The sequence below is a fragment of the Citrobacter sp. wls827 genome, from assembly GCF_005280875.1.
GTDB classification, from domain to species: Bacteria; Pseudomonadota; Gammaproteobacteria; order Enterobacterales; family Enterobacteriaceae; genus Citrobacter; species Citrobacter youngae.
Genome location: NZ_SZWR01000001.1, coordinates 508,310 through 520,035, shown reverse-complemented (window position 1 = coordinate 520,035; position 11,726 = coordinate 508,310). Strand labels below are relative to the sequence as shown.

11 protein-coding genes are annotated in these 11,726 nt (G+C 56.5%); 5 read left to right on the top strand and 6 right to left on the bottom strand.

Annotated elements, in window-relative coordinates; all coding sequences use genetic code 11:
- Nucleotides 1-63, top strand: a 63-nt coding sequence (locus tag FDX03_RS22950; protein ID WP_249356976.1) for a homocysteine S-methyltransferase family protein, incomplete at its 5' end; no start/stop codon positions are given.
- Between the two features lie 108 nt (nt 64-171).
- Here FDX03_RS22950 and fbpC read toward each other — a convergent pair.
- The 6 genes from fbpC to FDX03_RS02405 form a co-directional block, all read right to left on the bottom strand.
- Nucleotides 172-1,218, bottom strand: a complete 1,047-nt coding sequence (fbpC, locus tag FDX03_RS02430) for a ferric ABC transporter ATP-binding protein (RefSeq protein WP_115643803.1) — start codon at nt 1,216-1,218, stop codon at nt 172-174.
- 11 nt (nt 1,219-1,229) lie between these two features.
- On the bottom strand, nt 1,230-3,308 hold the full coding sequence (locus tag FDX03_RS02425) for an iron ABC transporter permease (protein ID WP_137345430.1): 2,079 nt from the start codon (nt 3,306-3,308) through the stop codon (nt 1,230-1,232).
- Between the two features lie 69 nt (nt 3,309-3,377).
- A complete protein-coding gene (locus tag FDX03_RS02420; RefSeq protein ID WP_137345429.1) occupies nt 3,378-4,409 on the bottom strand; it encodes an ABC transporter substrate-binding protein in 1,032 nt (343 codons plus the stop codon).
- Nucleotides 4,406-5,698: an MFS transporter family glucose-6-phosphate receptor UhpC gene (gene uhpC / locus FDX03_RS02415; protein ID WP_137345428.1), complete on the bottom strand. Its 1,293-nt coding sequence runs from the start codon at nt 5,696-5,698 to the stop codon at nt 4,406-4,408. Before uhpC ends, FDX03_RS02420 begins: the two co-directional genes overlap by 4 nt.
- An 84-nt stretch (nt 5,699-5,782) precedes the next feature.
- Nucleotides 5,783-7,324, bottom strand: a complete 1,542-nt coding sequence (locus tag FDX03_RS02410; protein ID WP_137345427.1) for an MASE1 domain-containing protein — start codon at nt 7,322-7,324, stop codon at nt 5,783-5,785.
- Complete coding sequence (locus tag FDX03_RS02405) at nt 7,324-7,953, bottom strand: response regulator transcription factor (protein WP_115602356.1); 630 nt, start codon at nt 7,951-7,953, stop codon at nt 7,324-7,326. The genes FDX03_RS02410 and FDX03_RS02405 overlap by 1 nt, the downstream gene beginning before the upstream one ends.
- A 328-nt stretch (nt 7,954-8,281) precedes the next feature.
- Here FDX03_RS02405 and tauA point away from each other — a divergent pair, with 328 nt between their 5' ends.
- From tauA to tauD, 4 genes are read left to right on the top strand one after another with little or no spacing between them, the layout of a single operon-like run.
- Complete coding sequence (gene tauA / locus FDX03_RS02395) at nt 8,282-9,244, top strand: taurine ABC transporter substrate-binding protein (RefSeq protein WP_137345426.1); 963 nt, start codon at nt 8,282-8,284, stop codon at nt 9,242-9,244.
- Between the two features lie 12 nt (nt 9,245-9,256).
- A complete protein-coding gene (gene tauB, locus FDX03_RS02390; RefSeq protein ID WP_137345425.1) occupies nt 9,257-10,024 on the top strand; it encodes a taurine ABC transporter ATP-binding subunit in 768 nt (255 codons plus the stop codon).
- The gene (tauC, locus tag FDX03_RS02385) at nt 10,021-10,848 is read left to right on the top strand and encodes a taurine ABC transporter permease TauC (protein WP_061067396.1); all 828 of its coding nucleotides are present in this window, start codon (nt 10,021-10,023) and stop codon (nt 10,846-10,848) included. The genes tauB and tauC overlap by 4 nt, the downstream gene beginning before the upstream one ends.
- Entirely contained in the window at nt 10,845-11,696 is an 852-nt protein-coding gene (gene tauD / locus FDX03_RS02380) for a taurine dioxygenase (protein ID WP_137345424.1), read from the top strand. Before tauC ends, tauD begins: the two co-directional genes overlap by 4 nt.
- The last annotated feature ends 30 nt before the right edge of the window (nt 11,697-11,726 follow it).

Below are 11,726 nucleotides of genomic sequence, written 5' to 3'. Positions count from 1 at the left end.
TTGATTGGCGGGTGCTGTCGCACCACGCCTGCGGATATTGCCGCGCTAAAAGCGCGAAGCTGAGAGTTTATCCGGCCTACATCGTTCACTGTAGGCCGGATAAACGCAGCGCATCAGGCATTGCCGGATGGCGGCGCAAGCGCCTTATCCGGCCTACAATGCCACAAAACGTTATGCCGCATCCGCCAGAACAAACATGCCGTACGGATGGATTTCGAGGTAATACTGCTCGCCGACGTCCGGCTGTAAACGCGTAGCGTTGACCTGCAATAAGATCTCCTGCCCGTGCCATTCCACCGTGACTTCATACTGGGGTCCCATATACGCCACGTGGCGGATCACGCAGCGCTGACTCTCTTCGCCGCGATCGCTGAGCGTGATCGCTTCCGGGCGCACGCCGACCATACCTTCGCCTTGCGTATCAAAGTGCAGCGGGCGCGGCAGGTGGTAGCCGTAGATATCAACGTATTGGTCACCGAAGGTGGCCGGGAACAGGTTGGCGTCACCCATAAAACTTGCCATAAAGCGCGAGGCGGGCTGGCGGTAAAGATCCTGCGGTGAACCGATCTGCATGATGTGCCCCTTGTTCATCACCAGCACGGTATCGGAAACCGCAAAGGCTTCGCTCTGATCGTGGGTGACGTACAGCGAGGTGATATCAAACTGCTTTTGCAGTTCGCGGATCTTGTCGCGCATGCTGCGACGCAGGTTGGCGTCGAGGTTACTCAACGGCTCATCAAACAGCAGCACTTTCGGCTTGAGGATCAATGCGCGCGCCAGCGCCACGCGCTGTTGCTGACCGCCGGAGATCTGATCGACAAAGCGGTCTTCGAATCCTTCCAGATCCACCATCGCCAGTGCCTCTTTGACACGGGCTTTCACCTCAGCGCGGGATACGCCGAGCATCTTCAGGCCATAACCCACGTTCTCTCCCAGCGACATATGCGGGAACAGGGCATAGGACTGAAACACCATACAGATATCACGCTGCTGAATTGAGCGATGGGTGACGTCTTCGCCATCAATGAAAATCTGCCCTTCGCTCGGTTTTTCCAGCCCGGCGACCAGGCGCAAAATGGTGGTTTTACCACAACCGGATGGGCCGAGCAGCGTCACCATTTGCCCCTGCGGGATGGTGAGGTTGATATTGTCGATAACCGTGTTACTGCCAAATCGTTTGGTGACGTTGCGCAGTTCAACGAAATTTTTCTGAGTCATAGTGCGCTCCATTACGCCTGGTTTTTGGCTTTTGAACGGGAGGTTCGTGATTCACCGATCAGCCAGTCAAAGATGAAAATAATCGCCAGCATCACCACGATCAGAATGGAACCGTAGGCAATCGCCACACCGTATTCGCCATCTTCCACGCGGTTCAGGATGTAGGCCGTCGCTACACGGGTATCCGGCGTGACGAGGAACACAATGGCGCTGACGGTGGTAATGGCGCGCACAAAGCTGTAAATCAGCGCCGAAAGGATCGCCGGGCGTAGCAGTGGCAGCAGGATGTGCGTAATGGTACGCAGCGAACCGGCGCGCAGGCTGAGCGAGGCTTCATCCAGTGATTTATCGATCTGGCCGAGTCCAGCTATACCCGCGCGAATGCCGACCGGGACGTTACGCATTACCATCGAGATAATGACAATTGCCGCCGTACCAGTGAGGTACACCGGGGCGCTGTTAAAGGCCAGAATGTACGATACGCCCGCGACGGTGCCCGGAACGGCAAAGCACAGCATGGTGGTGAACTCGATGGTCTTCTTGCCCTTAAACTGCTGGCGCACGACTACCCAGGCGATCAGCAGGCCGAAGATGGCGGTGATCGGCGCGGCAATCCCGGCGTAGAGCAGGGTGTCGAGCAGTGAAGGCCATGCGCCGTCGCTCATCCCCTGACCGAACAGTTTGGTAAAGTTCGCCAGCGTCAGGGTGTAGTCCACGCCCCAGTTAACGGTGAAACTGCCGTAGAAAATGCTGCCGTACAACAGGGCGTTAAAGGCAATCCACACCGCCAGCAGCGCGACCACGCTCCACACCAGCGTCACCGGCAGCGGCTGCACGTCGCCCCGGTAGGATTTACCGGAAACGGTGACGTATGAGCGTTTACCAATCCACATATATTGCACGCAGAACACCAGCAGCGAGAACAGCAGCAGGAATGCACCCAGCGTACTGGCGGCCTGGTAGTCGAGCTGCGAACCGGTGATGTAGAAGTAGATTTGCGTTGCCAGCACGTCGAAGTTACCGCCGAGCACCAGCGGGTTACTAAAGTCAGCCAGCGATTGCACAACCACAATCAAAAAGGCGTTGGCCAGCGCGGGTTTCAGCAGCGGGACAAACACGCCGTTAAAGGTCTGCCAGCGGCTGGCACGGAGGGTGTATGACGCTTCTTCCAGCGACGGATGAATGGTTTTGATTGCTCCGTCGAGGATCATAAACGCCATCGGCGTGAAGGCCAGCACCTGCGCCAGCCAGATGCCGGTAAAACCGTACAGCCAGTTGGTGTTGGTTAAGCCAAACCATTCGACCATAAATTCGGTGATATAGCCGGAGCGCCCCATCATCAGCGTGACGCCTAAACCTACGACAAACGGCGGGGTGACGATTGGCAGAATCGAGAAAATTCGTCCGATAATAGCGCTGCGTCTGGCGATCCGGGTGGTATAGATAGCCAGTACCAGACCAAAGAAGGTACAGCCGACGCCGACGGCAATCGACAGCATAATCGAGTTGAGGATCACCTGAATGATATGCGCCTGAGACAGCACATTCATAAACGCCAGCGGGGCAAATTCCCCAGCGTCGTTGGTGAACATCGGAATAAAAATCGCGATACTCGGCCAGACGATAAAAATACCGATCAGGGCGACAATCGCGGTGAGCGAGCCGATGACGAAACGGTCGCCGCCCAGCCATTCCAGACGGGTGAGCGCCAGGGTCATGATCGCGCCAAGTGCGATAAATAGCACGATGGTGGCATAGCCTAAGCCACGCCCTTCAAGGGTCGCGCTGGTGACGATAAACGCCATACAGAAAAATGCCCAGCCCGCGTCAAGATAATGGCGGCCGCGCTGTTCGCGTTTAGCTTCATGGAACGGGCGAACCAGCAGCAGGCTTGGCAGCAGATACCACAGCCAACTGATATTGAACTGTGACCAACCGTAGGCGGCGAGTATTTCCTCGCCTGTCGACTCCAGCAGACCGTAGTCCAGGCTCCAGCTTGGCAACAGGGCAAACGCCAGCCAGCCAAGCAAAACCCAAAGAAATATCGCATCCCGTTTTTTCACGGGATGGAGTGCAAGTGTGTGTGACATAGCGGTTCCGGTATTCCAGGCCGGATGCGGTATTTACGCCGCACCCGGCAAATGATCGCCGATGTAGGTTTATTTACCCATCTTCACTTCGCTGACCCACTTATTGATCAACTCTTTACGCACGTCGGTCGAGCCGTACTTATCCATGTCGTAATTGATAAGCTTCAGATCGTCGAGTTTCAGCGAGTTAGGCGACGTCTCGGCGGTGGTGTTGGTCAGGATCTGATAGGACTTGCCTTTCTTCCACGCCAGCTCCTGAGCATCTTTTGACAGTACCCAGTCAACGAACAGTTTGGCGTTGTCGAGGTTGCGCGCGCCTTTCAGAATGCTAACGCCGCCGATCTCATAGCCAGTACCTTCGCACGGTGAAATTAGCTCCAGCGGTGCGCCCTGTTCTTTTTCCAGCGAGTAGTCGTGCAGGAAGCCAATGCCAATCGCTGTTTCGCCACGGGCGGCGTTACGCGCTGGGGCAATGCCTGATTTAGTGTATTGAGAGACGTTGGCGTTGAGCTGTTTCAGGTAGTCAAAGGCCTGATCTTCACCCCACAGCTGAGCAAAGGTCGCCAGCGCGGTATAGGCGGTACCGGAGCTTTGCGGGTCAGCAATCTGGATTTCACCTTTGTATTCCGGTTTGGTCAGATCCTTCCAGCATTTTGGCACCGGCAGGTTTTTCTCTTTCAGGCGCTGGGTATTGACGCCAAAGCCCAGAATACCGACGTAAACCGCCGAGGAGAGATTGCCTTTCACCTTCGCGGGATCGCGGAATTTCTCCATGATCTGTTCGAGATTGGGTGATTTATACGGCAGCAGCAGGCCCATTTCACCGGCCTGGGACTGCGGATCCAGCGTACCGCCGTACCAGACGTCCGCCTGCGGGTTTTTCTTCTCGGCATCGACTTTCGCCAGCGTACTGCCCGAGCCGTTGCGAATGAATGAGGTTTTCACATCATATTTTTCACCGAAGGCTTTGGTTTCGGTTTCGCACATCTCGTTAGTGGCGCTGCAATACACCACCAGACGGCCCTGCGCCTGGGCTGCATTGCTGAAGGCCGCCAGCGTCAGCGCGGAAGCAATCAGGGTAGAGGTAAGCGTCAGTTTCATTGTTTTATCCTTTGACTGAGAGAAGGGGTAATGCCCGCAATGAGCAGTGGCATCAGCAATAAACCCATAAAGACAGCGGCAACCGAGAGCAAACTGAACATTCCCGACCAGCCGTAGTGTTCTATGACCAGCGACAGCGGCCAACCCGCCAGCGCGGCCCCCAGATAGGCGAATAGCCCGAGAAAACCGGTAATTGAACCTGCCGCTGCTTTGTGTCCGCACTCCACCGCCGCGAGGCCAATCAGCATCTGCGGGCCAAACACAAAAAAGCCCACCGTAAAGAAACAGACAGCCAGTAGCGCGTAGTGGTGCACCGGCGCCAGCCATAGCGCGGCGACGGAGACCATCAGCCCCAGCGTGAACAGCAAAATCATCGGCGCACGCTGACCGCTGAACAGCAGATCCGATCCCCATCCGGCAAACAGCGCACCGAGCAAGCCGCCGACCTCAAACAGCATCACCGTGGCATTGGCGCTGAGCAAATTCACGCCGTGGCTTTCTGTCAGCCAGATATTGCCCCAGTCGTTGAGCGCAATGCGGATTAAATAAACCAGTACATACGACACGCCAAGCAGCCAGATCATCGGGTTTTTCAGCATGGTGGTGCGCAACATTTGCCACAGTCCCATCGGCGGGCTTTGCTGCTCCTGACGCAGCTCCAGCGGATCATGCCGCCATTCCCCAACCGTCGGTAATCCCTCTTCCCGGGGCGTGCCTTTCAGTTGCAGGGTGAGCCAGATACCTAACGCCATGCTGATAATCCCCGGTGCCAGCATCGCTGCCTGCCAGCCCCACCAGTGGGCGGCAAAGGCGCTAATCAGTGGGATAACGGCGCCACCGATGTTGATCGACATATTCCAGCAGCCCCACCAGAATCCACGTTCGTTGCGCGAGTACCAGTGGGTCAGCAGGCGAGCGCAGGGCGGCCAGCCCCAGCCCTGAAAAAATCCGTTCAGCGTCCAGACCGCCAGCAGTAGCGTCAGCGATTCACCAAACGCGAACACCACGTTCAGGATGCCGGTAGCGAACAGGCCAATGCCCATAAATGCGCGCTGCCCGTGGCTGTCGTGCCACAGTCCCGCGGTAAACTTCGACAAACCATAGGTCAGGTAAAACAGCGATCCCAACAGACCGATATCACTTTTATCCAGTCCCAGATCCATTTGCAGTGCCGGGAGCACGTAGTTAACGCTTTTGCGCGTCAGGTAAAACGCGGCGTACCCGATGACCATGCACATCAGCAGCTGTGGACGCAGCGTCCGGTATTGTTGGTTGATGTCGGTACGCATAGCCGTCTCCGTTTTGCTGACTATAAGAAAGTGAAATCGAAAGGGGATGAGAGAAAGTCCGCAGTGGCTAAGACTTTTTCCTGGTTAGTGGCTGATTTGTTGCAAATTTGTGGGCAGGTTAACAATTACCCGCGTGCCGCTGTTCGATTCGAGCGTCAGCTCGCCGCCGAGCGCGCTGACCCGCTCACGCATTCCCTGGATACCGAAACCGGGAATTTTTTCCGGCAGAATGCCCACGCCGTTGTCCGTGACTTCCAGCACCAGGCAGTGATCCCGTTGGCGCAGCGCAATCGACACCTCGCTGGCATCGGCATGTTTGCAGACGTTATTGAGCAATTCCTGCAACAGACGGTACAGCGTAAAGCGCACCGTTTCATTTTCAGGCGTATTTGCCAGCCGGTAATCAAACCGGCAGTGAATACCCCGTTCGGCAAAGGCAAATTCATTCACCAGATGGTGCAGCGCATCTTTAAAAGTCAGCTCGTCAAGCGCGGGTGGGCGTAGCTGGCGCAGTAGCTGGCGGGTCGAGTGGTGGATACGCCGGGCAAGATCGTTGATCTGATTTGCCGCGTCGAGCGTTTGCTCAGGACCCTGCGAACGTTTAACCAGTTGAGACTGAATTTGAATGGCGGTGATGTTCTGACCAATTTCATCATGCAGTTCCCTAGCCAGGTTTTTGCGCGTGTTTTCTTCCGTGCGGATCAGTTGTTCGGTCAGCGCGCGTCGCGCCGCCAGTTCGCTTTCCAGACGCTGGCGATAATGGTGCAGGTTTTGCGCCAGATGCTGCTGGCGGCTGATGGCGATCCCCAGCCCTATGCCCAGCAGCGCCTGGGTGGCGAGGGAAATCTCCAGCTCCACTAAGTTGCTGAACCCGACGCCGATTTGCCGGGCGATGGTGATCATCATACTGCCGAGCAATCCGGACAACACGCCGCCCTGCCAGCCAAATTTCCACGCCATCACCACGTTCGGTAAGAACACCACGATCAGCAGCAGGCGCTCGATCTCCGGCGACAGCACCATCTGGGTGCCGATGCCAATAATAAAAAACAGGCTGCACCAGATGATAAGTGAGGTGCGCAGCGGGGGATTGGTGGTATCCAGCCCGAGCAAATGATAGCGGTGCTGCTGGCGCAAAAATTCATAGATCAGATAGACAAACGGCGTCAGCAGCACACCACCGGTAAACGACGCCAGACCTATTAACGTCGCCGGGCTTTGGATAAACGGTGAAAGCAGGGCGGTATTGAGCAATGAAGTGATCGTCACCGCGGCCAGCAGCAGGGTTAAGCGCTGCCAGTAAAGCGGGAAGCGGTGCCAGTATGACTGACCGATACTGGCCGGTATCAGGCTTATCAGCGGTGCGGTCAGCAGAAGATAACCGTTGAGTAACTGTTCGTTGTGCAGCCAGAACAGGATCAATACCGGCGGCAATACCAGCGCGGGCCAGTAGCGGCGAGACAGCAGGATCAATAGCGCGAGATACACGCCATGCGGCAGAAATAATGCCGCCTGCTGACCATTGTGGGTCAGGTAAAAACCTAACGTCCACAGCATCAGCCAGCCCGATCCCCATGCCAGCAGAATAAACAGAGAAATAACCCAATGCCGAAGGCTACGCGACATTAATGCCCCGTTAATAGCTGGTGGTCGAGGGCAAAATGCACCAGATCGATGGTGCTGTGGCATTGCAGTTTGCCCAGTACGTTCGCCCGATGAACGTGCACCGTCTTGTGGCTGAGGTCGAGCTTGAAGGCAATCTCTTTTACGCTGTCGCCTTTGACCAACAGCTCAAACACTTCGCGCTCGCGTGGGGTCAGTACTTCCAGTACCTGCGCGGGCTGTTCGCCGCCGCGTAGCGCCCGCAGCGCATCGGCGCACAGGTAATGCCCGCCCATACCGACCGATCGTACTGCCTGCACCAGTTCCTCTGGTCCGCAGCGTTTGGTCAGGTAGCCACTGGCCCCGGCATCCAGCGCGCTTTGTACAAACGTCGGCGCGTCATAAATACTGAGAATAATGGCGCGAAAGCCGGGTTTTTGCGCCCGCAGCCGTTTTAGCAGACTCAGACCATTTTCATCCGGCATGGCGATATCCATGACCGTAACATTGACGTCCTCGCGCAGTAATGCCGGCCAGGCCTCTGCCGCGCTGCTGTACTGGCCGATAACGGCGAGATCCTCTTCGAGACCGAGTAATTGCGCAAAGCCGGAACGCACCACCACATGGTCATCTACCAGCACAACATGAATCATGATATTGCTCTTTTGCCTGACAAGAATATCTATGATGCCTGCCAGCGCCACGCTGGCAATCATCCAGACGCAGTTATGTAACGAATGTAACAAAATCGCAATAATTTACAGCGAGTGTAGGCCTGATAAGGCGCTTGCGCCGCCATCCGGCAACAGTGCCTGATGGCGCTGCGCTTATCAGGCCTACGTTCTGTAATGAGCGAAATTGCTAACCATTGCCGCTTTTTTTCTAAAAACGCTTTGTTCTTAGCCAGAATTTTTAATTCCTTTATCAAATTGTGCCGCAACGAAATACTGCCTCCATAACAAGACAGGGGAGCAGACAATCATGGCTATTTCATCGCGTAACGCACTTCTCGGTGCACTGGCATTCATCGCATTTCAGGCGCAGGCGGTGAACGTCACCGTCGCCTATCAGACCTCCGCGGAACCCGCCAAAGTGGCGCAGGCGGATAACACCTTTGCTAAAGAGAGCGGGGCCACCGTTGACTGGCGCAAATTCGACAGCGGCGCGAGCATCGTGCGGGCGCTGGCTTCCGGCGACGTGCAGATCGGTAATCTTGGCTCCAGCCCGCTGGCGGTCGCTGCCAGTCAGCAGGTGCCGATTGAGGTTTTCCTGCTGGCATCAAAACTTGGCAATTCTGAAGCGCTGGTGGTGAAGAAAAACATCAGTAAACCGCAAGATTTGATTGGCAAACGCATTGCGGTGCCGTTTATCTCCACCACCCATTACAGCCTGCTGGCGGCGTTGAAACACTGGGGGATTAAACCCGGTCAGGTGGAGATTGTGAACCTGCAACCACCGGCGATTATTGCTGCCTGGCAGCGCGGGGATATTGACGGCGCGTACGTCTGGGCGCCGGCGGTCAATGCGCTGGAAAAAGACGGCAAGGTGTTAACCGACTCATCGCAGGTTGGTGAGTGGGGCGCACCGACGCTGGACGTGTGGGTGGTGCGCAAAGATTTTGCCGAGAAACATCCCGAGGTGGTGAAAGCCTTTGCCAAAAGCGCGATTGATGCGCAGCAACCTTATATCGCTAATCCCGATGAGTGGCTGAAGCAGCCGGAGAATATCAGCAAATTGTCGCGTTTAAGCGGCGTGCCGGAAGCGGATGTGCCGGGACTGGTGAAAGGTAACACTTACCTGACGCCGCAACAGCAGACTGCCGAACTGATCGGACCGGTGAACAAAGCCATTATCGACACCGCGCAGTTCCTCAAAGAGCAGGGCAAAGTCCCCGCCGTCGCGACAGATTACAGCCAGTACGTTACCGATCGCTTCGTGCAATAAAAGGAGGCGCTGATGCTGCAAATCTCTCACCTCGCAGCCAGCTACGGTGGAAAACCGGTGCTGGATGATATCAACCTGACGCTTGATAGCGGCGAACTGCTGGTGGTACTCGGGCCTTCCGGCTGCGGCAAAACCACGCTGCTAAATCTGATTGCCGGGTTCGTGCCGTATCAGCATGGCAGCATTACGCTGTCAGGTAAGAAGGTGGAAGGTCCAGGCGCGGAGCGCGGGGTGGTATTCCAGAACGAAGGTCTGCTGCCCTGGCGTAACGTGCAGGACAACGTGGCTTTTGGTCTGCAGCTGGCGGGAGTGGATAAACCTCAGCGTCAGCGTATTGCCCTGGAGATGTTGCAGAAAGTCGGGCTGGAGGACGCGGGCAAACGTTTTATCTGGCAGCTTTCTGGCGGCCAGCGTCAGCGTGTTGGTATTGCCCGGGCGCTGGCGGCCAATCCACAGCTCCTGCTGCTCGATGAACCGTTTGGTGCGCTCGACGCGTTTACCCGCGAGCAGATGCAAACTCTGCTGCTGAAGTTGTGGCATGAGACGGGCAAACAGGTGCTATTGATTACCCACGATATTGAAGAAGCGGTATTTATGGCCACCGAGCTGGTGCTGCTCTCATCCGGCCCTGGTCGGGTGATGGAGCGTCTGCCGCTTAATTTTGCCCGGCGCTTTGTGGCTGGAGAGTCGAGTCGCAGTATTAAGTCCGAGCCGCAGTTTATTGCCATGCGCGAGTACGTGTTAAGCCGCGTCTTTGCGCAACGGGAGGCGTTCTCATGAGCGTAGTTATTAATGATAAACCGCGACAGCGCACGCTGAACTGGCGCTGGCCGCTTTCACGTCAGATAACGTTAAGCCTTGGTACGCTGGCCGTCATTCTGGCGGTGTGGTGGACGGTGGCAGCGCTGCAATTAATCAGCCCGCTGTTTTTGCCGCCGCCAGGGCAGGTTTTGCAAAAACTGCTCGTTATTGCCGGGCCACAGGGATTTATGGATGCCACGCTGTGGCAACATTTGGCAGCGAGCCTGGCGCGAATTGTTATCGCCCTGCTGGCCGCCGTGCTGCTGGGCGTCCCAGTTGGGATCGCGATGGGCCTGAGCCCGACGATGCGCGGCATTCTCGATCCGATCATTGAATTATACCGTCCGGTTCCGCCACTGGCCTATTTACCGCTGATGGTGATCTGGTTTGGTATTGGTGAAACCTCCAAGATCTTGCTGATCTATCTGGCGATTTTCGCGCCTGTTGCGATGTCGGCGCTGGCCGGTGTCCGCAGCGCGCAGCAGGTAAGAGTACGCGCCGCACAATCACTAGGGGCCAGCCGTGCGCAGGTGTTGTGGTTTGTTATTTTACCCGGTGCATTGCCGGAAATACTCACCGGGCTGCGCATCGGGCTGGGTGTCGGCTGGTCAACGCTGGTGGCCGCAGAGCTGATTGCCGCCACGCGAGGTTTGGGTTTTATGGTCCAGTCCGCCGGTGAATTTCTGGCAACGGATGTGGTGCTGGCGGGGATCGCGGTAATTGCCGTTATCGCCTTTATTTTAGAACTGGGTCTGCGCGCGCTTCAACGTCGTCTGACGCCCTGGCATGGAGAAGTACAATGAGTGAACGTCTGAGCATTACCCCGCTGGGGCCGTATATTGGCGCACAAATCACCGGTGCGGATTTGGCGCGCCCGCTGAGCGATAACCAGTTTGAGCAGCTTTATCACGCCGTACTGCGTCACCAGGTGGTGTTTCTGCGTGAGCAGGTGATTACGCCGCAACAGCAGCGTGCGCTGGCGCTACGTTTTGGCGATCTGCATATTCATCCGGTCTACTCGCACGCCGAGGACGTGGAGGAGATTATCGTGCTGGATACTCACAACGATAATCCGCCAGATAACGATAACTGGCACACCGATGTAACCTTTATTGACACGCCGCCTGCCGGGGCGATTTTAGCGGCGAAAGAGCTGCCATCAACCGGGGGCGACACCCTGTGGACCAGCGGGATTGCCGCTTTTGAAGCGCTCTCTGAACCGTTTCGTCAGTTGCTGAGCGGCCTGCGGGCAGAGCATGATTTCCGCAAATCGTTCCAGGAGTACAAATACCGTAAGACGGAAGAAGAGCACCAGCGCTGGCTGGACGCGGTGGCCAAACATCCCCCGTTACTGCATCCGGTGGTGCGCACGCATCCGGTAAGCGGTAAACAGGCGCTGTTTGTGAACGAGGGATTTACCACGCGGATTGTGGATGTCACGGAGAAAGAGAGCGAAGCGCTACTCGGGTTCCTGTTTGCGCATGTCACTAAACCAGAGTTTCAGGTGCGCTGGCGCTGGCAGCCTGACGATGTGGCGATTTGGGATAACCGTGTGACGCAACATTACGCCAATGCGGATTATCTGCCGCAGCGGCGCATTATGCATCGGGCCACGATTTTAGGGGATAAGCCGTTTTATCGTGCGTCGTGAGTTCCTGACCGGTGCCGATTGTGGGCCGGA

What these genes read in the sequence shown, in the direction of transcription:
- tauC (WP_061067396.1), top strand. Translation starts at nt 10,021, where the DNA reads ATGAGCGTAGTTATTAATGATAAACCGCGACAGCGCACGCTGAACTGG.
- uhpC (WP_137345428.1), bottom strand. Translation starts at nt 5,698, where the DNA reads ATGCGTACCGACATCAACCAACAATACCGGACGCTGCGTCCACAGCTG.
- FDX03_RS02420 (WP_137345429.1), bottom strand. Translation starts at nt 4,409, where the DNA reads ATGAAACTGACGCTTACCTCTACCCTGATTGCTTCCGCGCTGACGCTG.
- tauB (WP_137345425.1), top strand. Translation starts at nt 9,257, where the DNA reads ATGCTGCAAATCTCTCACCTCGCAGCCAGCTACGGTGGAAAACCGGTG.
- FDX03_RS02405 (WP_115602356.1), bottom strand. Translation starts at nt 7,953, where the DNA reads ATGATTCATGTTGTGCTGGTAGATGACCATGTGGTGGTGCGTTCCGGC.
- FDX03_RS02425 (WP_137345430.1), bottom strand. Translation starts at nt 3,308, where the DNA reads ATGTCACACACACTTGCACTCCATCCCGTGAAAAAACGGGATGCGATA.
- FDX03_RS02410 (WP_137345427.1), bottom strand. Translation starts at nt 7,324, where the DNA reads ATGTCGCGTAGCCTTCGGCATTGGGTTATTTCTCTGTTTATTCTGCTG.
- tauA (WP_137345426.1), top strand. Translation starts at nt 8,282, where the DNA reads ATGGCTATTTCATCGCGTAACGCACTTCTCGGTGCACTGGCATTCATC.
- tauD (WP_137345424.1), top strand. Translation starts at nt 10,845, where the DNA reads ATGAGTGAACGTCTGAGCATTACCCCGCTGGGGCCGTATATTGGCGCA.
- fbpC (WP_115643803.1), bottom strand. Translation starts at nt 1,218, where the DNA reads ATGACTCAGAAAAATTTCGTTGAACTGCGCAACGTCACCAAACGATTT.